Source organism: Pseudoalteromonas carrageenovora IAM 12662, from assembly GCF_900239935.1.
Taxonomy (GTDB): Bacteria; Pseudomonadota; Gammaproteobacteria; order Enterobacterales; family Alteromonadaceae; genus Pseudoalteromonas; species Pseudoalteromonas carrageenovora.
Genome location: NZ_LT965928.1, coordinates 1 through 26,366 on the forward strand (window position 1 = coordinate 1; position 26,366 = coordinate 26,366).

21 protein-coding genes and 1 pseudogene are annotated in these 26,366 nt (G+C 40.1%); 16 read left to right on the forward strand and 6 right to left on the reverse strand.

Going from position 1 to position 26,366, the window contains the following annotated elements; translation table 11 throughout:
- Nucleotides 1-159: 159 nt before the first annotated feature.
- From dnaA to ALFOR1_RS00040, 8 genes and pseudogenes are all read left to right on the forward strand, one after another.
- A complete protein-coding gene (gene dnaA / locus ALFOR1_RS00005; protein ID WP_104641676.1) occupies nt 160-1,551 on the forward strand; it encodes a chromosomal replication initiator protein DnaA in 1,392 nt (463 codons plus the stop codon).
- A gap of 13 nt (nt 1,552-1,564) precedes the next feature.
- Nucleotides 1,565-2,668 (forward strand): DNA polymerase III subunit beta, encoded by a 1,104-nt coding sequence (dnaN, locus tag ALFOR1_RS00010; RefSeq protein ID WP_058548188.1) that lies wholly within the window; start codon nt 1,565-1,567, stop codon nt 2,666-2,668.
- 15 nt (nt 2,669-2,683) lie between these two features.
- A pseudogene (recF, locus tag ALFOR1_RS00015) lies at nt 2,684-3,777 on the forward strand (DNA replication/repair protein RecF).
- Nucleotides 3,778-3,789: 12 nt separating this feature from the next.
- Nucleotides 3,790-6,216, forward strand: a complete 2,427-nt coding sequence (gyrB, locus tag ALFOR1_RS00020; protein WP_104641677.1) for a DNA topoisomerase (ATP-hydrolyzing) subunit B — start codon at nt 3,790-3,792, stop codon at nt 6,214-6,216.
- A 141-nt stretch (nt 6,217-6,357) separates the two neighbouring features.
- A complete protein-coding gene (gene glyQ, locus ALFOR1_RS00025) occupies nt 6,358-7,260 on the forward strand; it encodes a glycine--tRNA ligase subunit alpha (protein WP_013463645.1) in 903 nt (300 codons plus the stop codon).
- A gap of 1 nt (nt 7,261) precedes the next feature.
- Nucleotides 7,262-9,331, forward strand: coding sequence for a glycine--tRNA ligase subunit beta (gene glyS / locus ALFOR1_RS00030; RefSeq protein WP_104641678.1), 2,070 nt, complete (start codon nt 7,262-7,264; stop codon nt 9,329-9,331).
- Between the two features lie 74 nt (nt 9,332-9,405).
- On the forward strand, nt 9,406-9,855 hold the full coding sequence (locus ALFOR1_RS00035) for a hypothetical protein (RefSeq protein WP_104641679.1): 450 nt from the start codon (nt 9,406-9,408) through the stop codon (nt 9,853-9,855).
- Nucleotides 9,856-9,943: 88 nt separating this feature from the next.
- A complete protein-coding gene (locus tag ALFOR1_RS00040) occupies nt 9,944-10,858 on the forward strand; it encodes a hypothetical protein (protein WP_104641680.1) in 915 nt (304 codons plus the stop codon).
- A gap of 71 nt (nt 10,859-10,929) precedes the next feature.
- Here the strand turns inward: ALFOR1_RS00040 and tusA are convergent, their stop codons facing one another.
- From tusA to fadB, 3 genes are all read right to left on the reverse strand, one after another.
- Nucleotides 10,930-11,169 (reverse strand): sulfurtransferase TusA, encoded by a 240-nt coding sequence (gene tusA / locus ALFOR1_RS00045; RefSeq protein WP_104641681.1) that lies wholly within the window; start codon nt 11,167-11,169, stop codon nt 10,930-10,932.
- A gap of 244 nt (nt 11,170-11,413) precedes the next feature.
- Nucleotides 11,414-12,583: an acetyl-CoA C-acyltransferase FadA gene (gene fadA / locus ALFOR1_RS00050; RefSeq protein WP_058548179.1), complete on the reverse strand. Its 1,170-nt coding sequence runs from the start codon at nt 12,581-12,583 to the stop codon at nt 11,414-11,416.
- A 4-nt stretch (nt 12,584-12,587) separates the two neighbouring features.
- On the reverse strand, nt 12,588-14,747 hold the full coding sequence (fadB, locus tag ALFOR1_RS00055; protein ID WP_058548178.1) for a fatty acid oxidation complex subunit alpha FadB: 2,160 nt from the start codon (nt 14,745-14,747) through the stop codon (nt 12,588-12,590).
- 194 nt (nt 14,748-14,941) lie between these two features.
- Between fadB and ALFOR1_RS00060 the strand changes: the two genes are divergently transcribed.
- The 8 genes from ALFOR1_RS00060 to ALFOR1_RS00095 all read left to right on the forward strand — a co-directional run bounded on the left by ALFOR1_RS00060 (nt 14,942) and on the right by ALFOR1_RS00095 (nt 22,567).
- Entirely contained in the window at nt 14,942-16,828 is a 1,887-nt protein-coding gene (locus tag ALFOR1_RS00060) for a transglycosylase SLT domain-containing protein (RefSeq protein ID WP_104641682.1), read from the forward strand.
- A gap of 149 nt (nt 16,829-16,977) precedes the next feature.
- Nucleotides 16,978-18,300, forward strand: a complete 1,323-nt coding sequence (pepQ, locus tag ALFOR1_RS00065; RefSeq protein ID WP_104641683.1) for a Xaa-Pro dipeptidase — start codon at nt 16,978-16,980, stop codon at nt 18,298-18,300.
- Nucleotides 18,301-18,388: 88 nt separating this feature from the next.
- Entirely contained in the window at nt 18,389-19,003 is a 615-nt protein-coding gene (locus ALFOR1_RS00070; protein WP_058548175.1) for a YigZ family protein, read from the forward strand.
- A 96-nt stretch (nt 19,004-19,099) separates the two neighbouring features.
- Nucleotides 19,100-20,551 carry a TrkH family potassium uptake protein gene (locus ALFOR1_RS00075; RefSeq protein ID WP_104641684.1) on the forward strand — a complete coding sequence of 484 codons (1,452 nt, stop codon included), beginning with the start codon at nt 19,100-19,102 and terminating at the stop codon, nt 20,549-20,551.
- 29 nt (nt 20,552-20,580) lie between these two features.
- On the forward strand, nt 20,581-21,243 hold the full coding sequence (locus ALFOR1_RS00080; protein WP_104641685.1) for a flagellar brake domain-containing protein: 663 nt from the start codon (nt 20,581-20,583) through the stop codon (nt 21,241-21,243).
- Between the two features lie 464 nt (nt 21,244-21,707).
- Nucleotides 21,708-21,920, forward strand: a complete 213-nt coding sequence (locus ALFOR1_RS00085) for an EF-hand domain-containing protein (protein WP_104641686.1) — start codon at nt 21,708-21,710, stop codon at nt 21,918-21,920.
- 142 nt (nt 21,921-22,062) lie between these two features.
- Nucleotides 22,063-22,275: an EF-hand domain-containing protein gene (locus tag ALFOR1_RS00090; RefSeq protein WP_058548171.1), complete on the forward strand. Its 213-nt coding sequence runs from the start codon at nt 22,063-22,065 to the stop codon at nt 22,273-22,275.
- A 76-nt stretch (nt 22,276-22,351) separates the two neighbouring features.
- On the forward strand, nt 22,352-22,567 hold the full coding sequence (locus tag ALFOR1_RS00095; protein ID WP_058548170.1) for an EF-hand domain-containing protein: 216 nt from the start codon (nt 22,352-22,354) through the stop codon (nt 22,565-22,567).
- A gap of 65 nt (nt 22,568-22,632) precedes the next feature.
- On the opposite strand, the gene trkA is transcribed toward ALFOR1_RS00095, so the two are convergent.
- The 3 genes from trkA to fmt form a co-directional block, all read right to left on the reverse strand.
- A complete protein-coding gene (trkA, locus tag ALFOR1_RS00100) occupies nt 22,633-24,009 on the reverse strand; it encodes a Trk system potassium transporter TrkA (RefSeq protein WP_058548169.1) in 1,377 nt (458 codons plus the stop codon).
- Between the two features lie 106 nt (nt 24,010-24,115).
- Nucleotides 24,116-25,411: a 16S rRNA (cytosine(967)-C(5))-methyltransferase RsmB gene (gene rsmB, locus ALFOR1_RS00105; RefSeq protein WP_104641687.1), complete on the reverse strand. Its 1,296-nt coding sequence runs from the start codon at nt 25,409-25,411 to the stop codon at nt 24,116-24,118.
- A complete protein-coding gene (gene fmt, locus ALFOR1_RS00110; RefSeq protein ID WP_104641688.1) occupies nt 25,404-26,357 on the reverse strand; it encodes a methionyl-tRNA formyltransferase in 954 nt (317 codons plus the stop codon). The genes rsmB and fmt overlap by 8 nt, the downstream gene beginning before the upstream one ends.
- Between the last annotated feature and the right edge of the window lie 9 nt (nt 26,358-26,366).

Genomic DNA, 26,366 nt, shown 5'->3' on the forward strand with positions numbered 1-26,366 from the left:
TCAACAATTTGATAAAAATCAATCTTTTACTTGTGGATAAAGTGCCTTCATAATACCCGGTCTTGGGTCGCTTATTTGGCCAACTGAACGTAATAAATGTATGATTTTTAATCATTAATGATGTGCGGGAATAAAAATTATATCTCTGGGAGTTTAACTGTGTATCTGTCGGTTTGGCAAAGTTGTTTATATGTATTGCAAGATGAGCTGCCTTCGCAGCAATTCAGTATGTGGGTAAGACCACTACAAGCAGAAAGTACCGAAGATACCTTAACTATTTATGCACCTAATCGCTTTGTACTTGATTGGGTGAGAGAAAAATACCTAAATAGAATTAACGAATTATTAGTAGAAATTTGTGGTGTAGAAGCACCAGAGCTGCGTTTTGATGTAGGTAGTAAGCCTTTATTAAATACCCAAGCTGCACCAGCTGTTGAAACTCAATCAGCGCCAAGTGCTCAGCAAACAGCTACAAAACAACAGCCGCGTGAACAAAAGCCTGTTGTTGAACCTGCTCCTAAGTCAGGTTATAAATCTAATATAAAAGAAAACTATACCTTTGATAGTTTTGTTGAAGGTAAATCTAACCAATTAGCAAAAGCTGCAGCAACTCAAGTTGCTGATAATCCAGGCTCTGCTTTTAACCCTGTATTTATATATGGCGGAACAGGTTTAGGTAAAACTCACTTATTACATGCAGTAGGTAATGGCATTATGGCAAATAAGCCTGATGCTAAAATTGTTTACATGCATTCAGAGCGCTTTGTACAAGATATGGTTAAAGCACTACAAAATAATGCGATAGAAGAATTTAAGCGTTACTACCGTAGTGTTGATGCATTGATGATCGATGACATTCAATTTTTTGCTAATAAAGAGCGTTCTCAAGAAGAATTTTTTCATACCTTTAATGCGCTACTTGAAGGTAATCAACAAATAATTTTAACCTCAGACAGATACCCAAAAGAAATTGAAGGCGTTGAAGACCGTCTTAAATCTCGTTTTGGCTGGGGTTTAACTATTGCTATTGAGCCACCAGAACTTGAAACGCGCGTTGCTATTTTGATGAAAAAAGCCCAGCAGAGTAAAATTAACTTACCGCACGAGGTGGCCTTTTTTATTGCTAAAAAATTACGTTCTAATGTACGTGAATTAGAAGGTGCACTTAACCGTGTAATAGCTAACGCCAATTTCACGGGTCGTCCTATTTCTATCGACTTTGTAAAAGAAGCACTGCGTGACTTATTAGCACTGCAAGACAAGCTTGTAACTATAGATAACATTCAACGCACGGTAGCCGAGTATTACAGAATTCGTGTATCAGATCTGCTATCTAAGCGCCGTAGTCGCTCTATAGCAAGGCCTCGCCAAGTAGCAATGGCGTTATCTAAAGAATTAACTAATCACAGCTTACCTGAGATTGGTGACGCATTCGGCGGGCGTGACCATACCACCGTATTACATGCGTGTCGTAAGGTAAAATCACTACGTGATGAAAGCCACGAAATAAAAGAAGATTATCAAAATTTAATAAGAACATTGTCATCTTAGGGCTGACTTTATTATGCAAATAACAATTTCAAGAGAACAATTTTTAAAGCCATTAGTGCAAGTATCGGGTGCTATAGAGCGTAAGCATACGTTACCTATTTTATCTAACGTATTGTTAGTGGTAGAAAACGGACAACTTTCAATGACAGGGACAGACCTTGAAATTGAGTTGGTTGCAGGCGTTTTTGTAGGTGATGATATTGCCGATACAAAATTAACGTTACCCGCTAAAAAATTACTCGATATTTGTAAAAGTCTACCAGATGGTTCAGACCTTACTTTAAGCTTACAAGAGCACCAACTACTTTTAACAAGTGGTAAAAGTCGCTTTTCATTAACTACACTTGCTGCTGAAGACTTTCCTAACTTAGAACAGTGGGATGGTGAAGTTGAGTTTCAACTTACTCGCATAGAGCTTCGTAAATTACTAGAAAGCACGCATTTTTCGATGGCTAATCAAGACGTACGCTATTACCTAAATGGTATGTCGTTTGAGGTCGATAACACTGATATAAAAACAGTTGCGACTGATGGCCACCGTTTAGCTATTGCTCAAAAAGAGCTGACGCAATCACTTAATACACAGCGCCAATTAATTATACCGCGTAAAGGTGTGCAAGAAATTATGCGCCTTATGGTTGCTGATGATGAATTAGTAACTATTCAATTTGGTGCTAATCATATTCGTATTATTGATGTTGAGTTTACTTTTACCAGTAAATTAGTTGATGGGCGCTTTCCTGATTACCGTCGTGTATTACCACGTGGTGGTGACAAAGTGATTACAGCTAATCGCGAGTGGTTACGAAATGCTTTCCAACGCGTATCTATTTTATCTAACGAAAAATTTAGAGGCGTGCGATTAAATCTTTCAAATGGTTTACTTAAAATTACAGCTAACAACCCAGAGCAAGAGCAAGCTGAGGAAGTGGTAGAAGTAAATTACGAAGGTGATGATTTAGAAATTGGTTTTAACGTATCTTATGTACTTGATGTTTTAAACACATTAAAAACAGAAGATGTTTTATTTACATTAGCCGATTCAAACAGCAGCGCACTTATCGAAGGTGCAGGCGATGAAGAAGCTATGTACGTAGTTATGCCAATGCGCTTATAAGACTATAAATATATAATGAGCTTAAGTCATTTGAGCCTCAAATATTTTCGTAATATTGAGGCATTGACGCTAGAACCAGTCAACGGCGTTAACATAATTTATGGTGAAAACGGCAGCGGAAAAACCAGCCTTTTAGAAGCTATTTATTACCTTTCTCACGGCAAATCTTTTAGAACACCAAAACATAAAAGCATTATTTCGCATCAGCAAGAACAATTTGTAATTCATGGGCGTAAGGCGCTTCACGATTTATCGATCCCAATTGGTATTAGTAAAACCCAAAGTGGTGAAACTAATTTAAAAATCCAAGGCAAAGCAAGTAGGAAAATGTCTGAGCTTGCGCAGTTAATGCCGGTACAAATTATTACGCCTGAGAGCTATTCTTTATTTTTTGGTGGTCCGAAAGAACGCAGGAAGTTTTTAGATTTAGGTTTGTTCCACGTGGAACATGAGTTTTTTTCTTATGGCAGTCGTTTAATAAAGTACTAAAACAACGTAACGCGCTACTTAAAACTAAGCCTAAGAATTATTTTGACCAAATTAGGTTTTGGGACAAAGAATTTGTTAGACTGGCTGAACAAATAAATAAATTAAGAATGGCGTATATAAGTAGGTTTAAGCAGCAATTTTTTGGTAAAATGTGTGCAGAATTAACGCTTATACGCGATTTAGAAATTAGCTATAACGCAGGCTGGAAAGAGACTGAATCTCTTAACGATGCATTAGAGCAAAGCTTTGAGCGAGACTCTCGCCAAGGATTTACAAGTAAAGGGCCTCATAAGGCTGATTTTAGTTTTAGTGTCGCTGGCAACAGTGTTGAGAACACGTTCTCTCGCGGTCAATTAAAGCTGCTATTGTATGCGTTAAAAGTAACGCAAAATAGTTTAATTGAGTCAGAGACAGATAAGCAATCTATATTGCTAATAGATGATTTACCTTCAGAGCTAGGCGAAGATACAAAAGAGAAAGTGGGGCAATTGCTTGCTCACTGCAGTTCTCAAATTTTTATATCTTCAATTTTATCTGAAAGTATTTCTGCTGTGGTGGAACCCATGCAACGAGAACTACAAATGTTCCACGTGAAACATGGCAACCTAATAACAAGATAAGTGGGATTAACCATGTCTGAGAATTATGACTCGTCGAGTATTAAAGTACTTAAAGGATTAGACGCAGTAAGAAAGCGTCCTGGAATGTATATAGGGGACACCGATGATGGCACAGGCTTACACCACATGGTGTTTGAAGTAGTTGATAACTCTATCGATGAAGCCTTAGCAGGTCATTGTGATGATATTTATGTAACTATTCACTTAGACGGTTCTGTCTCAGTACGAGATAACGGTCGTGGTATCCCAACTTCTATCCATGAAGAAGAAGGCGTATCAGCAGCCGAAGTTATCATGACGGTACTTCATGCTGGTGGTAAGTTTGATGATAACTCTTATAAAGTATCAGGTGGCTTACACGGTGTTGGTGTTTCAGTTGTAAATGCGCTTTCTGAAAAGTTAAAGCTTACAGTTCGCCGTGAAGGTAAACTTCATGAACAGTTTTATACTATGGGTGTGCCAGATGCACCACTCGCTATTATTGGCGACTCTGAAACAACAGGTACTGAATTACGTTTTTGGCCAAGCGGCGAAACATTCACAAACCTAGATTTTCATTATGATATTTTAGCTAAGCGTTTACGCGAGCTTTCATTCTTGAACTCTGGCGTTAGTATTATCTTAAGTGATGAGCGTGAAGAAAATAAATCTGACCACTTCAAATACGAAGGTGGTATTCAGGCATTTGTTGAATACCTAAACCGTAATAAAACACCGGTACATAAAGGTGTATTCCACTTTACTCACGAACGAGAAGAAGATGGTATTAGCGTTGAAGTATCAATGCAGTGGAACGATGGCTTCCAAGAAAACATCTACTGTTTTACAAACAACATTCCACAACGTGATGGTGGTACTCACTTAGCCGGTTTTAGATCTGCGCTAACACGTACACTTAATAACTATATGGAAAAAGAAGGCTTTAACAAAAAAGCTAAAACAACCAGTAATGCAACGGGCGATGATGCACGTGAAGGCTTAACTGCAGTTGTTAGTGTTAAAGTTCCTGATCCTAAGTTCTCATCACAAACGAAAGACAAGCTAGTATCAAGCGAAGTTAAATCTGCAGTTGAACAAGCAATGGCTGAAAAATTCACTGATTTCTTATTAGAAAATCCAATGGATGCCAAAATTGTTGTAGGTAAGATTATTGACGCAGCTCGTGCTCGTGAAGCGGCGCGTAAAGCACGTGAAATGACACGTCGTAAAGGCGCAATGGATTTAGCTGGCTTACCAGGTAAGCTTGCAGATTGCCAAGAAAAAGACCCAGCCCAGTCTGAACTATACATAGTGGAAGGGGACTCTGCTGGCGGATCAGCCAAGCAGGGACGTAACCGTAAAAATCAAGCTATTCTTCCGCTAAAAGGTAAAATTTTAAACGTAGAGAAAGCGCGTTTTGATAAAATGTTATCTTCGCAAGAAGTAGCTACGCTAATTACTGCATTAGGTTGTGGTATTGGCCGCGATGAATATAACCCTGAAAAACTACGCTATCACCGTATCATCATCATGACCGATGCGGACGTGGATGGTTCTCACATTCGTACGCTACTACTTACTTTCTTCTACCGTCAAATGCCGGAAATTGTTGAGCGTGGATATATCTACATTGCACAGCCGCCGCTTTATAAAGTGAAAAAAGGTAAGCAAGAGCGTTATATTAAAGATGATCCAGCACTCGTTGATTACTTAACTTCGTTAGCACTAAATAATGCTGCACTTTATACAAGTGCAGATGCAGGTGCGATTGAAGGTGAAGCACTAGAGCAAATCGTTCATGATTACCAAAACACAGTTAAAGTAATTGAGCGCTTAAAACGTAAATACCCTAATACGGTAATGGAACGTTTAATTTATCAAAGCGAGCTGAAAACAGATGACCTTTCAGACGAAGCTAAAGTAATTGCTTGGACTAAAGAGCTTGTTGATGACCTTATTGAACGTGATGAAGACGCAACAATTTTCCATGCGGGTACTGAGCATGACGCTGAGCGTAACCTATACTTCCCGGTTGTGAATATTCGTCAGCACGGTGTTGATAAAGCACACGTACTTCATTATGACTTTATTGCATCACGTGACTACCAACGCATTGCTGTGACTGGTACTAACATTGCAAATATCCTTGGTGAAGGCGCATATATTCAACGCGGTGAGAAAACAAAACCTGTTGATAACTTTGTGGATGCTTTGGGATGGTTGATCACAGAATCTAAGCGCGGGATCTATATTCAACGCTATAAAGGATTAGGTGAAATGAACCCTAGCCAACTGTGGGAAACTACAATGGATCCTAGCGCTCGTCGTATGTTACAAGTAACTATTGAAGACGCAGTTGCTGCGGATCAATTGTTTGCAACATTAATGGGCGATCAAGTTGAGCCTCGTCGTGAGTTTATTGAAACGAACGCACTACGCGTAGTTAACTTAGACGTGTAAAAAATTATACTTACATCTTAAAAGGAGCCTAATGGCTCCTTTTTTATTTTATCAACAGCACAAACTGCTTAAAACCTGAGTGTGCACAAGGTATACTGAGGGTAATTTTCACGCTACTTCTCAGATAGTAAAAAGCCAAATATGCAAAAATATGACGTTAAAACCTTCCAAGGTTTGATCCTGGCTTTACAGGATTATTGGGCGCAGCAAGGCTGTGTCATTATTCAACCACTTGATATGGAAGTGGGCGCAGGGACATTCCACCCGCAAACATTTTTAAAATCGATTGGCCCAGAGCCAATGTCGAGCGCGTACGTTCAGCCATGTCGTCGTCCTACGGATGGTCGCTATGGCGAAAACCCAAATCGCTTACAACATTACTACCAATTTCAAGTAGTACTTAAGCCATCGCCAGATAACATCCAAGAGCTTTACTTAGGCTCGTTAGCGGCAATGGGTATTGATACCCTTACTCACGAAGTTCGCTTTGTAGAAGATAACTGGGAATCACCTACGCTAGGTGCATGGGGCTTAGGTTGGGAAATCTGGTTAAACGGTATGGAAGTAACTCAGTTTACCTACTTTCAGCAAGTAGGCGGCTTAGAGTGCTCACCAGTAACAGGTGAAATTACTTACGGCCTAGAGCGTTTAGCAATGTACATTCAAGGCGTAGATAGCATTTACGACCTAGTATGGGCTGACGGTCCACTAGGGCGTGTAACATACGGCGACGTGTTCCATCAAAATGAAGTAGAGCAATCTACTTATAACTTTGAACATGCAAACGTAGAAGACTTATTTGCACAGTTTGATAAGTGTGAAGCAGAAAGCCAAAAGTTAATTGAAGCTAACTTACCACTACCTGCATACGAGCAAGTAATGAAAGCATCGCACGCATTTAACTTGTTAGATGCTCGCCACGCAATATCGGTAACAGAACGTCAGCGTTATATTTTACGCGTTCGTGCGTTATCTAAAGCGTGTGCACAAAGTTATTACGATGCACGTGAAGCGCTTGGTTTCCCGCTGTGTAAGGATAAGTAAAATGTCAGCACAAAATTTATTAGTAGAAATTGGCACCGAAGAGTTGCCACCAAAAGCACTGCGTAAATTAGCAGAAGCCTTTGCTGCAAATTTAACTCAAGAGCTAGAAACACTAGAGTTAGCACACCAAGGTGTAAGCTGGTATGCATCGCCTCGTCGTTTGGGTTTACAAGTAAAATCGCTTGAAGCTAAGCAACAAGACAAAGAAGTAGAAAAGCGCGGCCCAGCTACAAAGGCAGCGTTTGATAGTGAAGGTAACCCAACTAAAGCAGCTATGGGTTGGGCACGTGGTTGTGGTATTGACGTAAGTGAAGCGCAAACACTTGAAACCGATAAAGGTGCTTGGTTATTGCACATTGCTAAAGTAGTAGGGCAAGAAACTAAAGCGCTAATGACAGATGCCATCGCTAAAGCATTAAGTAAATTACCAATCCCTAAGCCTATGCGTTGGGGCGCGAATAAAACACAATTTATTCGCCCAGTTCATACAGTAACTATTTTATTTGGTAGTGAGTTACTAGAAGGCGAAATACTTGGTAAACAAGTAAGTAACCAACTACAAGGCCATCGTTTCCACCATCCAGAAAAAATTAGTATTAACCATGCTGATGATATTTTTGATGTACTTAAATCGGCTTACGTTATTGCTGACTACGAGCAGCGTAAAGCGCAAATACGTACACAAATAGAAGAGGCAGCAAGCGCAGTTAACGCTGTTGTCGCGATGGATGAAGACTTACTAGAAGAAGTAACATCACTTGTAGAGTGGCCAGTTACTTTAACTGCTACATTTGAAGAAGCATTTTTAGATGTACCAGCCGAAGCGCTAATTTACACCATGAAGGACGATCAAAAATACTTCCCGTTATTAGATCAAAACGGCAAACTTTTAAATAAGTTTTTGTTTGTATCTAACATCGAAAGTAAAGATCCAAGTGTGGTTATATCAGGTAACGAAAAAGTAGTGCGCCCACGTTTAGCTGATGCACAATTCTTCTTTGAAACTGATAAAAAGAAAACATTAGAAAGCCGTCTAGAGTCGCTTGATACCGTTTTATTCCAAAAGCAGTTAGGTACGCTTAAAGATAAATCTGTACGTATTAGCGAACTTGCTGGATACATTGCTGAGCAGTTAGGCGCCAACAAAGACCTTGCTAAGCGTGCTGGTTTATTAAGTAAAACAGACTTAATGACCGAAATGGTAATGGAATTTACCGACGTACAAGGTGTTATGGGTATGCATTACGCTCGCCACGATGGTGAAGCTGAAGATGTAGCTATAGCGCAAAACGAGCAATACATGCCACGTTTTGCAGGCGATAGCTTACCTACAAACCTAATTAGCTGCGCGGTAGCGATTGCAGACAAGTTTGATACGCTGGTGGGTATTTTTGGTATAGGCCAAGCACCAAAAGGTGATAAAGACCCATTTGCGCTTCGTCGTGCTGCTATTGGTGCACTACGCATCATGGTAGAAAAAGAGCTCCCACTTGATATTTTAGACCTAGTAGCAAAAGCACAAACATTGTTTGGCGATAAGTTAACTAATCTAAATGTATCAACGGATGTATTTGATTTTATGCTAGGGCGTTTTCGCGCATGGTATCAAGATGAAGGTATTGAAGTAGACGTAATTCAAGCTGTGCTTGCACGCCGTCCTACTAAGCCAGTTGATTTTGATCGCCGTGTTAAAGCGGTAAGCCATTTCCGTACATTAGACGAAGCAGAAGCGCTTGCAGCGGCTAATAAGCGTGTAGGTAATATTCTGGCTAAAAACAATATTACTAGTCAAGGTGATGTTGATGAGAGCTTATTAAGCGACGACGCTGAAAAAGTATTAGCATCACAAGTGGCAAAATTTGCCACTGAGCTTGCACCACTTTATGCAGATGGAAACTACCAAGAGGCGTTAAGCCAATTAGCGGGTATTCGTCAAAGTGTTGATAACTTTTTTGACAACGTAATGGTTATGGCCGACGATGAAGCAGTTAAGCAAAATCGTCTTGCGCTACTAAGCCAGTTAAGCGGATTATTTTTAGGTATTGCAGATATTTCTGTGTTACAAAAATAAGCTAACTTAGCAATTTAAAAAGCCAGCGATTTGCTGGCTTTTTAGTTTTCACAGAACGTAAAGGATACCTATTGATGATCCCAATGAAACGAATTTTAACCCTTGCTATTGCCGGCTTACTTACAGCCTGTACTAGCCAAATTTCTATTAACGACGTACTGCCACAACAAGAGCTAGATAAAACCATTTACTTAAGAGGCGACTTTACGCTTTGGGATGCTGAACCTCAGTATCAATTTATGCCAGTAGGTCCTGCGCTCTACCAAGCAGAAGTTAAATTTAGTACGCCAGGTAAAGTATACGAGTTTAAAATAGCCGATGCCGATTTTAGTGAAGGCTACAACTGTGGCTATAGCGACGTACAACCTGAAGGGCAAAAACTAACACTTGGCCAACCAGCGCTTGCCGACTGTAATACTATTTATAATTACTTTAGCTACTCGCCCGCAATAAAAGGCACCTACATAGTAAGCATTGATTACAGTGACTACGATGAGCCGAAAGTGACTATAACTAAGAAGTAAGAGCTGTAAGCTATAAGCCGTCAGCTTTTAGCTTTTAGCTGCCCGAGTGAGTTGATAGATTTATTAGTAAAGGGATTTAGTTGCGCAAATGAAAAACTATATAGAGTATTATATTCAGGAAGGTGACGGCCAAGGCTATAGCATCAAAGCTAAAGAACTAACAATTGATGAAGCTGTAGAGTATCAGAAGAAATATAAAGCACTGTCTCGAAAGTTTGAAATTGAAAATATTTTTGATGTTTTTATAGAAGAGTTTAAAAGGTTCAAAATATTACTAACTGAAGCTCAGTTTTCACAAGAAATGGATAATCATTCAGGCCCCAGTGCTAATATAGAGGATCACAGGACTAGAACAAAGCTGAATGTATCCTATTTAGGTATTTTAAATACAGGGAAGTTATTACTTGATCGTTTATATTATGAAAATAAAGAAGGTAATAGTATTTCTTCAATAATAAAAGAAATTGACGAGTCAGTTTTAGCTGCATTTAAAAAAGTAAGAGATAGGGTTTTCGTTGATAATAATTTTTATGCTTTTGCTTGTAAATATAGGAACCTGTGTCAGCATAAGCTCCTTCCAATAAACTTATTAATTTTATACGAGAATTTGAATAAAAAGAGAAGTAAGTTTTCTATACCATTAGAACTCAATTCATTAGGTAGTAAAGATAGAAGGGATCTTTTTTCAAAACTCAATACTGACTTTAAAGAAAGTATCAAAAGAGAGGGTCAAATAGACTTGAATCATGTCATTGATGGCTACTTTGAAGGTATATTTGATTTAATCATAAGCTTAAGAAAGCTAGTTAAAGAGGCTATTAGTGAAGCTGAAAATTATTTAACTAATAAAGATGACAATTTTGGTAGGCAATTAAAAGCGCCTGTTTTGTATATAAATGAAAAAGAGGAATTTAATTTTAATTTTGAGTGGTTTGAGGTTGCTCACTTTTTAGAAAAAAAGAATTCAACATATTTAAAGAGCTCCGTGGTAACTAGAGCATAATATATTGATGAACCTAGAACCTAGAACCTAGAACCTAGAACCTAGAACCTAGAACCTAGAACCTAGAACCTTTACAGTCCTTTCTTCACCACATACCTATACGGTGCTTCTTCAACATCTTTAGCCACCAGCGTGTGATCCATAAACGTACAAAAGCTTGGAATGTCACGGGTGGTTGATGGGTCGTCGGCAATGATAAGCAGTGTTTCGCCTTCATTAATTTTGCGAATAGCAGCGCGTATCATCATTACAGGTTCTGGACAGCGTAGGCCCATGGCGTCTAATTGGTGATCGGGATTATCAAAGCTCATAAAAAGTTACCTGTAAAAATATTCGCGGCTTGGTTAGGTCCGGTAGTTTAGCGCAAATAAACCTGTGGGTTAACTATTTTACATATAACGAATCAGCTCAATAAAGTAATAAATAATCTGGCTTAAATTTAATACACCCGATCACATTATTCATTTAGCTGGTGGCACAATAAAAAAAGGCGAACTGATTTGCATCAGTTCGCCTTTTTAATCACCAAGATGGTTTACATGTTTAAGCTAATAGTTAGTCTTGAACACGTTCAAATACAGTGGCAATGCCTTGGCCTAAACCAATACACATAGTTGCTAAACCGTATTTTGCATTTTTGTCTTCCATTAAGTGAATAAGCGATGTGCTAATACGCGAACCCGAACAACCTAGAGGGTGACCAAGTGCGATTGCGCCGCCGTTTAAATTCACTTTTTCGTCAACCACATCTGCTAAACCTAAGTCTTTAAGTACAGGCAGTGATTGTGCTGCAAATGCTTCGTTAAGTTCTGCTACGTCAATGTCATCAATGGTAATACCGGCTTGTGCAAGTGCCTTTTTACTTGCTGGTACTGGACCGTAACCCATGATTGATGGATCGCAACCTGCAACAGCCATAGCTCTAATGCGTGCACGAATTGGTAAGCCAAGCTCTTTTGCTTTTTCTTCGCTCATTACTAACATGGCTGATGCGCCATCAGAAAGAGCAGAAGACGTACCTGCAGTAACCGAGCCTGTAGCTGGGTTAAATACTGGGCGAAGCTGAGATAAACCTTCAACCGTTGTTTCAGGACGAATTACTTCATCATCTTCAACTAAAATAAGTGAGCCATCTGCTGCGTGACCTTCCATTGCTAAAATTTCGCGGCGGAAACGTCCTTCAACTGTTGCAGCATGTGCACGTTGATGTGAGCGATAAGCAAACTCATCTTGCTGTTGACGGCTAATACCGTGAATAGTAGCAAGGTATTCAGCTGTTAAGCCCATAGAGCCAGACGCTTGTGCAATTGAAGTTGCTAAGCCTGGGTGAAAGTCGTTACCGTGAGTCATAGGAACGTGGCCCATGTGCTCAACACCACCAATTAGGTAAGTGTCGCCAGCGCCTGTCATAATAGCGCGTGCTGCGTCGTGCAATGCTTGCATTGACGAGCCACATAAACGGTTAACGGTTGTAGCTGGTACTGAGTGTGGAATACCCGCAAGCAGTGATGCGTTACGTGCAACGTTAAAGCCTTGCTCTAATGTTTGCTGTACACAACCCCAATAAATGTCGTCGATTGATGCTGGATCAACCGCTGGGTTGCGTTCTAGTAAGCCCTTCATTAAATGAGCGCTTAAGTCTTCCGCACGCTTGTTTTTAAATACGCCGCCTTTTGAGCGACCCATTGGTGTGCGGATACAATCTACAATTACTGGATTATTCATGATATTAACCTTCCACCTTATAGAAAACACGACCTTCTTCGGCCCATTTGCGAGTTTGCTCTGATACTTGGTAAATCGCACCTAGGTGAGCATATTTGTCTGCTGATGCAACAAAGTTAGCTAAACCAGTTTGATCTAAGTAACGGAACGCGCCGCCTCTAAATGGAGGGAAACCAACGCCGTATACAAGGGCCATATCAGCTTCTTGAGGAGAAGCAACAATGCCTTCTTGTAAACAAAGTAGTACTTCGTTGATCATTGGGATCATACAACGGTCAATGATTTCTTGTTTATCAAATTCTTTAGGTGCATCAGTAATTGGTGCTAGTAGCTCAACTGCTGTTGCATCGCTTGATTTTTTAAGACGACCACGGCGGTCTGTTTCGTACTTGTAGAAGCCCGCTTTGTTCTTTTGACCAAAACGTTTTTCGTTAGCAAAAACAGTTACCGGATCTTTTTCTGCACGTGCCATACGCTCAGGGAAACCGTCTGCCATTACGCCAGTACAATGGTAAGCCGTATCAATACCTACAACATCAAGTAGGTAAGCTGGGCCCATTGGCCAGCCAAATACGTTTTCCATTACTTTATCTACTTTTGCAAAGTTAGCGCCTTCAACCACTAATTTGCTAAAGCCTGCAAAGTACGGGAATAAAACTCGGTTTACAAAAAAGCCAGGGCAATCGTTAACAACGATAGGTGACTTGCCAAGTTTAAGGGCGTAATCAACTACCGCATTAATTGTTTTATCAGAAGTTTTTGCACCACGGATAATTTCTACTAACGGCATTTTTGGCACTGGATTGAAAAAGTGCATACCACAGAAGTTTTCTGGTTTATCGAGTGCTTCTGCAAGCAAGTCGATACAAATAGTCGATGTGTTTGATGTAAGTACAGTGCCTTCAGGCATGTTCTTTTCAAGATCAGCTAATACGGCTTGCTTAACTTTAGGGTTTTCTACTACGGCTTCAACAATAATGTTGGCATTTTGTAGGTCGGCATCGTTAAGCGTTGGTTTAATTTTGCTAAGCGTTGCCAGCATTTTTTCCATTGGCATATGGCCGCGTTTAACTTTTGCACCAAGTAGTTTAGACGCTTCGCCCATACCTAAATCTAGCGCATCCTGCTGGATGTCTTTCATTATGATTGGTGTGCCTTTATAAGCTGACTGGTATGCAATACCGCCGCCCATAATACCTGCGCCTAATACAGCGGCTTGTTTAATTTCAACATCGCTGTGCTTAGCAAGTTTGCGTGCTTTGCCTTTAATGAACTGGTCATTTAAGAAAATACCGGTTTGTGCTGCAGCTTCGTTAGTGCGCGCAAGTTTTGCAAAGTTAGCATTTTCGATTGCCATTGCTTCATCGCGAGTACAGTTTGCCGCTGCTTTAATGGTACGTACTGCCATAACCGGTGCAGGATAGTGGCCTTTGGTTTTACCCATTACCATACCTTCTGCCATAGCAAAGCTCATGCCTTGCTCAACGCGGTTTAATTTAAGTGGCTGTAGTTTTACGTTGCGCTTTGCTTGCCAATCTAACTTGCCAGCAATTGCTAATTCAAGTGTTGCTACGCTTGACTCTAGTAGTTTGTCAGTACTAACTACCGCGTCAAACGCACCTACTTTAAGGGCATCAGCTGCGCGGTTTTCTGCGCCTGAGGTAATCCACATCATTGCGTTATCGGCGCCAATGATGCGTGGTAAGCGCACTGTGCCTCCAAAACCAGGCATTATGCCAAGTTTAACTTCTGGTAGGCCCATTTTAGCTGTTTCGCTTGCAACACGATAATCGGTAGCAAGTGCCCACTCACACCCACCGCCAAGTGCCATACCGTTTATAGCGCTTAGTGTTGGGAATGGTAGATCTTCGATTGCATCAAAAACGTCGGTTGCGTTTTTGATCCACGTTACTAATTCTTCTTCTGGTTTAGTAAACGTAGGTAAAAATTCGAAGATGTCGGCACCAATAATAAAGTGGTCTTTATCACTGGTAAAAATCATGCCTTTGATATCAGTATTAGCGGCTAATTCTTTTAATGCTGCCGCGCAATCTGAAAGAGTTTTTTGAGATAGAGTGTTTACAGAACCTGCAACACAAAACTTAAACTCGGCGATGTTTTCCTTAAGGAAGCTAACTTCAAAGGAATCGCTTTTATATAACATTATTATTCTCCCTAGTTGACGAACTAAGACTGGTACGATGAGTTTGCATTTCAATCAGTGTGCTTGCTTTAAATTAAAAATGCAACGAAAAATTTAACTCGGTTACAAACGGCTGGTTAAAATATAGCTGGTTTGGTGCTAAGGTGTGATGGAAAGTTTTTAGTCATCGCTTTAATTTTTTATTAAAGGACATTATGAAAAAATATTTATTAAACGTTGCGGCAGCTGCATTTATATTTCCTCTTTACTCTGCCGGGGCGAGTATCGATAACGATGCATTTTTAGATGCTGAAAAAAAAGCACGTTACGGTAGTTATCAAGACTTTAAAGAAGCGGTTAGTGGACTTAATCATCCGCTAAAACCGTATGTTGAAAAAACCTATTGGCAGCGTAACCCAAACTTTAAATACCAGGCTGAAATAGAAGACTACTTAACTGTTTATCAGCATACGCCATTAGAATGGCCTGTGCGAAAAGCGTGGTTAGAGTACTTAAAAGATAAAAACAAAAAAGCGGCATATATTCGTAATTATCGCCAAACCTCAAATGCTGAGCTTACGTGTGCTTATTTGGATTTTCAGCTTGATTTAGGGGCTCCTGAAAAAGCAATTTTTAATCAGGTTACTGATTTGTGGGCTGTTGGAAAGTCGCAGCCCAATGAGTGTGATGCGCTTTTTTCTCAGTGGCGGAAAAAAGGCTACATGAAAGAAGAAACCGTATGGCAACGCGTTACACTCGCAGCGCAAGGCGGTACGCAAAGCTTATTACCTTATTTAAAAACACTATTGCCTAAAAATGAACGCTATTTAGCTGATTTATATTTAAAAGTACGCCGCGATCCAAGCGCAGCGGCTGGTTTATATCGTTATAAAAATAAATCGGCTAAAGAAGGCGAAATAGCCCTTTATGGGGTTAAGCGTTTAATTTGGCGCGACAAAGAGCTTGCATTAAAAGCATGGGAAAAGTTAGAAAAAATATTTAACTACAGCGAAGCTTCTAAGGCTGATGTGTATTACACCTTTGCGCTATCGCTTGCATCAAGCGGGCACAAACAAGCTAGCTTTTGGTTAAATAAAGTACCTAAAGACCGACAAGATAAAAAGTTAATACAATGGCAGCTGGGTAATATGCTCAAAACCCAAGATTGGGAAGGTATAGCTGCATTTTTTACAGGCAAAGAAGATTTAAGCTTAGGCCAACAATATTGGTTAGCGTATAGCTACGCTAAACGAGGCGAGCAACAAAAAGCGGATGATATTTGGAAAAAAGTGGCTGCTAATCGCGATTATTACGGCTTTTTAGCTGCTGCGCGTTTAGGGCTGCCTATTGATTTAAATAACCACCCTTTAGCGGTTGATCAAAAGTTGGTAGATAAAGTGAGTAATGCACCAGGGTTTAAACGTGCAAAGGCGCTTTACGATATAGAACGATTTACCTCAGCGCGTCGTGAGTGGAATTACTTAACGGATACCTCTAGTGCTGACGAAAAGTTAGCTGCATCAATACTCTCTACCGATTTAGGTTGGCACGACAGCACTATTTTTACACTTGCTAAAATAAAAGCGTGGGATAATGTAGAGCAGCGTTTTCCGTTTGCATATCAAGATGTATTTGAGCGTTACAGCAAACGTAGCAAAATTGATCCAGCTTGGAGTATTGCAATTGCAAGGCGTGAGAGCTCGTTTGCGCCCGATGCTCGCTCGCATGCTAATGCGCGTGGGTTAATGCAATTATTGCCAAGTACTGCTGAGTACGTAAATAAAGGAAGTGTATCGAGTAATCGTTTGTATCAGCCTAAAACTAATATTAGATTAGGTACAAGTTACTTACAGTATTTAAAAAAGAAAAACCACGGCAACGAAGTACTAGCAACAGCTTCTTATAATGCGGGGTATCATCGTATAAAACGTTGGTTACCCGATGAAGCAATTCCGGCTGAGTTATGGGTAGAGCTTATTCCGTATCGTGAGACCCGCGACTATGTAAAAAATGTATTTGCATATAGGCAGGTGTATCACACTCGAATGGGCAGAGAAGGTAATATACTTGCGCCGCTGCTTGAAATGAAAATGGGTGGTTGAATATATAATACCCACCGAGTAATAACTTAACACGATTGGTATAAGCATTAAGAAGGGGGATATTTACATGTTAAATATCCCCCTTTTTTGAGCGCTCAGCCTTTAAGTGGTAGACTCAAAGCAAGTTAAATTTAACAGATGGATTAACAATGGATAAATTAGCCGTTTTATACGCCGAACATATTGCAACACTGCAACAGCGTACTCGTACAATTTGTGACCGTGAAGGGTTAGAGGGATTAGTTATTCACTCAGGCCAAGCTAAGCGCCAGTTTTTAGACGACATGTATTACCCATTTAAAGTTAATCCACAATTTAAAGCTTGGTTGCCTGTAATAGATAATCCACATTGCTGGGTTGTGGTTAATGGTAGCGATAAGCCAAAGCTTATTTTTTATCGTCCAGTTGATTTTTGGCATAAAGTACCTGACGAGCCACGTGACTTTTGGGCTGAGTACTTTGATATAGAGCTATTACTACAGCCTGATCAAGTAGAAAAGCTACTTCCATACGATAAAGCTAAATATGCGTATATGGGCGAGTACATTGAAGTAGCACAAGCACTTGGTTTTAGTTTAATGAACCCTGAGCCTGTATTAAATTACTTTCATTTTCATCGTGCATACAAAACGCAGTACGAGCTTGAATGTTTACGCCAAGCTAACCGCATTGCAGTAGACGGGCATAAAGCTGCACGCGATACGTTTTACAACGGTGGTAGCGAGTTTGATATTCAACAAGCGTACCTTATGGCTACACGCCAAAGCGAAAACGAAATGCCGTACGGTAATATTGTTGCGCTTAACGAAAACTGCGCTATTTTGCATTACACACATTTTGACCCTAAAGCGCCGCATACTCATAATTCGTTTTTAATTGATGCAGGTGCAAACTTCAACGGTTACGCTGCTGATATTACTCGTACATACGATTTTAAAAAGCAGGGTGAATTTGCTGAGCTTGTTAATACTATGACGGCTACGCAAATTGAGTTAGGCAAAGGTTTAAAACCAGGTATGTTATATGGCGATTTACATGTTGAGTGCCATAACCGTATTGCGCAAATTCTTAGCGACTTCAAAATTGTAAACTTACCAGCGGCAGAAATTGTTGAGCGTAAAATTACGTCTACTTTTTTCCCGCATGGACTCGGGCATCATTTAGGTTTACAAGTTCATGATATGGGCGGTTTTATGAGTGATGAAAAAGGAGGGCATCAGCCGTCACCAGAAGGGCACCCATTCTTGCGTTGTACTCGAAAAATTGAGAAAAACCAAGTATTCACTATAGAGCCGGGTTTATATTTCATTGATTCACTATTAGGTGATTTAGCACAAACCGACAACAAACAGTTTATTAACTGGGATAAAGTTGAGACATTTAAACCTTATGGCGGTATTCGTATTGAAGACAACATTATTGTTCACGAAGATAGCCTAGAAAATATGACTCGTGATTTAGCGCTCGACTAAATCCTTATAAAGACGAGTTAGCTAATACGCGCTAAAATACGCGAATACAAAGGGGCCTTTTGGCCCCATTTTTAATTGAGCTTTAACTATGTCTGAATATAAATACCCTGCCGAAGATGTGTTTCACCAAGAAGAAATTAAAAAAAGCACTTTTATTGTTCATATAGCTCATACACCTGATTTAAATGCAGCTAAAGCGTTTATTAAAAGCATTGAAGAAAAGTACTCAGATGCTCGCCATAATTGTTGGGCGCATGTAGCAGGTAATCCTGGTGGCAGCCATGTTTATGGTTTTTCAGATGATGGAGAGCCAAATGGCACAGCAGGCAAACCTATGTTAAATGTGCTGGTGGGATCGGGGCTTGGTGAAATTACCGCAGTGGTTACACGTTATTTTGGGGGTATTAAGTTAGGCACGGGTGGTTTAGTGCGTGCTTATGGCGGCTCGCTTAATAATGCGCTTACTCAACTTAAAACAGTCACTAAAGTACCTAGCGTAGAAATTATTGGCCAAAGTGAATACAACATGCAAGGTGCAATAGAGCAGTTATTAAAAACCAGTTATCAGGTACTTAATATTGATAAGCAATTTACTGCTAATATTGAATGGGTGATCACAATAGATAGCCGACAAGCCCAGCAAGCAATAAAAGATATTTTTGATTTAAGCCACGGCGCAGTTGAGTTAACTATTAAAGAGTAATAACCTACACAAATTGCATTTAATGCATACCTGTTTAATTTGATCTGATTGAAGTTACTCAATCTCAGTTTACTAATAATAAAAGCGATAAGCTAAATGCAATTTCGTACCATCATAAAAATTCTTGGCCAACTTGTTGCGCTGTTTAGTATTACCATGGTGCCACCGGCACTGGTGTCTTTAATTTATAAAGACGGTGGTGGTGTTCCGTTTGTTTTAGCATTTATATTCAGTGTTGTTATTGGCATGATGGCTTATTACCCAAACCGCCATGAAAACGGCGATTTAAAAGCACGCGAAGGCTTTTTGATTGTTGTTTTGTTTTGGTTGGTACTTGGGGCGTTTGCGTCCTTGCCGCTTATATTTTTACAAGAGCCAAACTTATCTTTGGCTGATGCCGTATTTGAGGCATTTTCAGGCCTTACAACCACCGGTGCTACTGTACTAACGGGTATTGAATACTTGCCAAAATCAGTATTATTCTATCGCCAGCAACTCCAGTGGTTTGGCGGTATGGGTATAATCGTACTTGCTGTCGCTATACTGCCCATGCTTGGTGTGGGTGGCATGCAGTTATACAGAGCTGAAATACCTGGTCCTGTTAAAGACTCTAAAATGACCCCTCGCATAGCCGATACTGCCAAGCACCTTTGGTATATTTATGTGTCGTTAACTATTACGTGTATGCTGGCTTATTGGGCTGCAGGAATGGAGTGGTTTGATGCTATATGCCATGCGTTTTCTACAGTCGCGATAGGTGGTTTTTCTACTTACGATGCGTCTATGGGTCATTTTGACAGCCCAATGATTAACTTTATTTGCGTGTTCTTTTTAATTATTGCCGCCGTCAACTTCTCTTTGCATTACGCCGCAGTGGCGAGCAGAAACATTCAAGTATATATACGTGATCCTGAGTTTAAGGTGTTTTTATGTATTCAATTAGCGCTGGTGGTTATTTGTTTTACTGTGCTTTCATCCAACGAAATATTTGCCAATGGCGACGAGACCCTCGATCAAGCTTTGTTTCAAGCGGTATCTATGAGTACAACAGCAGGCTTTGCTACCGATAACTTTTCTACTTGGCCGCTGTTTTTACCTATTTTACTTATATTTTCGAGCTTTATTGGTGGCTGTGCAGGCTCTACCGGTGGCGGTATGAAAGTAGTAAGAGTGTTTTTACTTTACTTACAGGGCGTACGTGAACTTAATAGGCTTGTACACCCACGCGCTATATGCTCTATTAAACTCGGCCGTAAAGCATTGCCAGATAAGGTTGTAGAGGCCGTGTGGGGCTTTTTCTCGGCATATGCACTGGTGTTTATTATTATTATGCTGGCGCTTATGGGGACTGGTATGGATAACATAACGGCGTTTTCTGCCACTGCTGCATGTTTAAATAACTTAGGCCCAGGTTTAGGTGATGTTGCCTCGCACTATGGTGCAATTACCGATGGCGCAAAATGGTTGCTAACTATTGCTATGGTATTTGGCCGGTTAGAAATATTCACGTTATTAGTATTATTTACGCCTACTTTTTGGCGCGGCTAAACGCTATTAAACTAACTCAGGGGTAGAGTATGCCAGCGTCAAATCTAAATAAATTACACCAACTCATTACGAGTGGCTTGGTTGACTTAGAAATACTCACTCCCACCGACAGTAAGCGCATTAAAACCGAGTTTGTAGGCTTGCTCGAAAATAAATTTATTATTTTAAATTACCCTAGTTCAAAGCGCTTGCCTGCGAGTAGTGATTATTTACGCGATGGTGTAATGGTTATAGTAAGAGCATTAATAGAGGGCAGTGGCGGGCAGATTATTGCATTTCGACAACAAATAATGTCGGTGGCTTCTCATCCTGCTAGGTTGATTTTTATTAACTACCCTAAGCAAGTACAGCTTTTTGCTCTGCGCTCTCAAGCACGCATACCTACCTTATTACCGGCTAAATTAAAAGTGAGCGATGACAGAGTACTTGAAGGCATCATCAAAGATATTTCACTCACTGGTGTTATGTTTGATGTTAGGGGCGATCAACAAGACGAAGACTTAAAAAACATGCAATGCACTGTAATACTAGATACCAATAGTAAGGATTTTCAGGGTGAGATTTGCAGTGTGAAAGAGCACTCATCGGGTGTTAATTGCGGAATTAGGTTATTAGCCAGTGAAGATGAAATGAAAGCATTTATGAAAGAACATTTTATCGACCCATCAGTACTTGATATGGCTGTAGAGTAGTAACGTTTCGCCTTTTTGCAACAAAAAGGTATTTTGTGTAAAAATTTAAAAATACTTCTTCATTTAATTTAAAAATAAATATAATTTCCTTAAATAACAGTTTGTTGAGTTAGTTGAAAATAGAATTATCATTTTCACTGCAAACCTACTTAGCTTATAGTTTACTTAAATTTTCTAGGAAAGCCCCCTCATTTCTATTAAATACTCAAAACTGTAGCTTTTTACTTAATTGTAACTATCTGTTTTTGTTTAATTTAATTTCTTCATTATAAATCGCGTTGCTAAATAGCAACAAAAATCACAGCTAAAATCTTCAAAAAACGAAGGTGTTATCTTAATGCATTGATATATATAAACTTTTAAATGTTGGCATTTAAGTTGTAATAGTCTAAGTGTACTGAACGAAAACGTGATTTACAGTGAAAGACTTAATCGCACACACATAAATTTGAAGGATACATATTATGAAAAGCATTGATAAAACTTTAGCACTAATCGCTATTGCATCTTCATCAGCAGCTTTTGCAGCATCAGATTTCGATACGTTAGATGTAGATGGTAATGGCGCAATTAGCCAAGCAGAAGCATCGGTAGATGCAAAGCTAATGAGCATGTTTTCAGAGCTCGATACTGACCAAAATGGTGAGTTATCAAAAGAAGAGTTTTCAAAAGCTTAATTTAAAGTGATTTATCCTGAGTTGCCAAAGACAACCTAAGCAGGCAAGGGAGCTTACGAAAGAGGATAACAAGGAAGTGAATTTGACTTTAATTTTAGCAAACCAATTTTTTGATAAAACATTGAATATGAAGGAATACGCTATGAAACATCTAAATAAAGCACTTGCTCTTATTGCTATCGCATCTTCTTCAGCTGCATTTGCAGCATCAGATTTCGATAGTTTAGATATCGACGGCAGTGGCACTATCAGCCCAAGCGAAGCGGCAGTAGATACAGATTTAATGGCTGAATTTATTGAGCTAGATACAGACGGTAGTGGTGAGCTTTCTAAAGAAGAGTTCTCAAATTACTAATTAACCTATAAAGGTTAAGCATTTTCACAGTTAGGGATCTTTGAAAAGGACTTCCCATCTTACTAGGAATATTATTATGAAAACATTAAATACAACACTTGCAGTTTTAGTTTTAGCATCTTCATCAGCAGCTTACGCAGCAGTAGACTTTGCCTCATTTGATGCCGATGGTGATGGTGCAATCACTAAGCAAGAAGCGCAAGTAAATGCACAATTAGTAAAGATTTTTGATGATTTAGATGCAGATGGAAACGGCGAGCTTTCAAAAGAAGAGTTTGCAAAAGTACAGTAAGCACACGCTTCATACTCCACTAAAGCCGCCTTAGTCAGCGGCTTTTTTGCGTTTATGCTAAGTGATTATAAGAATATAGCACTTACTTGGAATAGCTTTTCTACAACGGTAATGTGTTTTTTGTCGATTAAAAACATTATTACATGGTCGCCCGACATGATAATTGTATCGTCGTGGGCTATAAGTACATCGTCGTTACGTACTATTGCGCCAATAGTAGTACCAGCAGGAAGTTTAATATCGGCAATGGCACGGCCAACAACTTTTGAAGTGTTTTCGTCGCCATGAGCGACGGCTTCAATTGCTTCTGCTGCACCTTTACGTAATGAGTAAACATTAACAATATCACCACGGCGTACATGAGTAAGCAATGCCGATATAGTGGCCTGTTGCGGCGATATGGCTATATCTATTTCCCCACCTTGTACTAAATCAACGTATGCACCACGCTGAATAAGTACCATGGTTTTTTGTGCACCCATTCGTTTTGCAAGCATAGCCGACATAATATTTGCTTCATCGTCGTTAGTTACGGCAATAAATACGTCAACTTGCTCTATATGCTCTTCAGATAGCAGTTCCTGATCTGATGCATCACCACAAAATACCACTGTGTTGTCGAGCATTTCAGATAGTTGCTCAGCGCGCTCTTTACTGCGCTCAATTAATTTAACACTGTGGTTTTTTTCAAGCGAGCGGGCAAGGCCGGCACCAATGTTACCGCCACCAGCAATCATAATTTTTTTGTAAGAGCGTTCTAGCTTTTGTAGCTCGTTCATAACCGCGCGAATATGCTTGGTTGCGGCTATAAAAAAGACTTCATCGTCGGCTTCAATTACTGTAGTACCCAAGGGTTTAATGGCTTTACCTTGGCGGTAAATAGCCGCAACGCGAGTTTCTACATTAGGAATGTGCTCTTTTAAAGCAGAAAGCGCATAACCCACTAATAAGCCACCGTAATAAGCTTTAACAGCCACTAAAGAGAGCATACCATCGGCAAATTGTAATACTTGTAATGCACCAGGGTAGTCTATTAAGCGGCGAATATATTTGGTAACGAGTGCTTCTGGGGCAATATAATGGTCGATTGGTAAATCGTCATTTTGGAAAAGTTTTTCGCGGTATTTTAAATATTGCTCTGAACGTATTCGAGCAATTTTAGTGGGGGTATTAAAAATACTGTACGCTACTTGGCAAGCAACCATGTTCACTTCATCTGAACTGGTTACCGCTATAATCATATCGGCATCTTCAGCGCCAGCACGGCGTAATACATCAGGGTGCGCGCTGTGGCCCATAACCCCTTGTAGGTCGTACTTATCTTGAAGCTCACGCAAACGGTTGCCGTCTATATCTACAACCGTAATTTCGTTTTGTTCGCCAACTAAGTTTTCAGCAAGCGTAGCGCCAACTTGCCCAGCTCCGAGTATGATTATTTTCATTATTTACCCGTATTAGTAATCAACCTAAAAAGAGATTAATTACCGTTTAATTAAAAAAATAGCCATTTAATATCTCATAAATGGCTAACTATTTAGTGTACGGTTATTAGGCTTTTTTAACTAGCTTAGCGTAATAAAATCCATCACTTTCGCCCGGTAGTAATTGCAAACCCGGGTTAGTAACAGTGTCGTTCTCGTGCAATGGAATATGTACTACATCGTCATTATTAGCTAAAAACTTAGCAACTTGTTGCTGGTTTTCTTGTGGGAGTACCGAACACGTAGCGTATACCAGTGTGCCACCTGGTTTTAGTAGTGGCCAAATGCTATCGATTATATCACTTTGCAGTTTAGCTAGATCTTCGATGTCTGATGCGCGGCGTAACCATTTTATATCTGGGTGACGGCGTATAACACCAGTTGCAGAACATGGCACATCTAATAATATACGATCAAACTGTTGCTCATCCCACCAAGTATGAGGCTGTGAAGCGTCACCACATTGTAAATCGGCACCTAAGCCAATACGCGTAAGGTTTTGCTTAACACGCTCAAGGCGAGTTGAGTCGCTATCTAGGGCTAATACTTCAGCATCAGCAAGCTCTAATATGTGACATGTTTTTCCACCAGGCGCTGCACAGGCATCTAAAATGTATTCATCAGCTTTAGGTTCTAAAAAGCGTGCTGCAAGTTGTGCTGCTGCATCTTGCACCGAACATGCACCTACATCAAATTCTGGCAGCGAGAATACATCACGCGGCTTAGCTAGCTTAATACCGTCAACAAACTCTGGGTTTAATGTGTGTTCAATATCGTTAGCCGTTAACATTTCGCTGTATTCTTGCGTGCTGTATTGAGCTTGATTTACACGCAGCCACATAGGGGCTTGTTGCTGATTTTCTTCAAGCAATGCTTCCCAGCTATTTGGGTATGCAGCTTGCACTTGTTTAATAAACCAATTTGGATGGTTGTATAAACACACCGGTATTTGCTTCGCTTTTTCTTCAAGCTCGCTCTGTTGGCGTTGAAAGCTACGTAAAATAGCATTTATTAGGCCTTTTAAACCCAGTGCGCGCATTTGAGCGAGTGCATTTACGGTTTCTGATATTGCGGCATGCGGTGGCACGCGCATGTGCTGTAGCTGGTATATGCCTACATATAACAAAAACTGAAATATTCTACGCTTACCTTTTAACGGCTGCTCTACTAAGTGTTGGCAATAGTTTTCAAGGCTTGGTAAGTATCGTAATACGCCATAACAAATTTGCTGCAGTAAAGCTTTGTCTTTTGGGGGTAAGCCTTGGCTCGCAAAAGGAAGCTCTTGATTAAGCGATGCGCCTTTATCAACGACGTTATATAAAGTTTCTGCGGCAAGCGCGCGTACATTTGGAACATTACTCATTATTTTCGCCTAATACTGTACCCGGGGTTACCCAATCACTACGACCATTTAAAAAGTCACTAATTGCCATTGGCTTTTTGCCTTGCGGCTGTAATTGCGTAATGCAAATAGCATGTTTGCCACACGCTACAACCACACCCGTTTTATCGCTGGATAAAACTTGGCCTGCACTACCTGTTTGATCAACTACTTGCGCTTGATAAATTTTTACCGTTTGCTCACCCATTTGTGTAAAGCACACAGGCCAAGGGTTGAAAGAGCGAATATTTCGCTCTATTTGAGCTGCATCCATAGACCAGTCAATATTTGCTTCGTCTTTAGATAGCTTTTTAGCGTAGTTAGCCTGCTCATCGTTTTGAGGTTCAGCTTTAAGCTCGCCTTTTGCTAATTTATTAACGGTTTCTATAAGCGCATCAGGGCCAAGCTCGGCCAGTTTAGTGTATAAACTGGCACTGGTTTCATCAGCATTAATTGCACAGCGACTAATATGTAACATGTCGCCGGTATCAAGCCCTTCATCCATTTGCATAATAGTTACGCCGGTTTGCTCATCACCCGCCCAAATTGCACGTTGAATAGGTGCTGCACCACGCCAGCGCGGTAATATAGAACCATGCACATTTAGACAACCTAAACGTGGAGCTTCTAATATTGCTTTTGGTAAAATTAGCCCGTAAGCCACTACAATCATAATGTCGGCATTTAAGTTTTTAAGCTCTACTAATGCGTCATCATTTTTTAACGACTGTGGCTGAAAAACCGGTAAGTTATGCTCAAGCGCTAGCGCTTTAACTTCACTGGCTTTTAATTTTTTACCTCGGCCAGCAGGGCGGTCAGGTTGGCTGTATACACCTACTATTTGGTGCTCGCTTTGTATAAGCGCTTGTAAATGACGAGCGGCAAAATCCGGCGTACCGGCAAATATAATGCGTAATGGTTGGGTCACTGAGTTTTC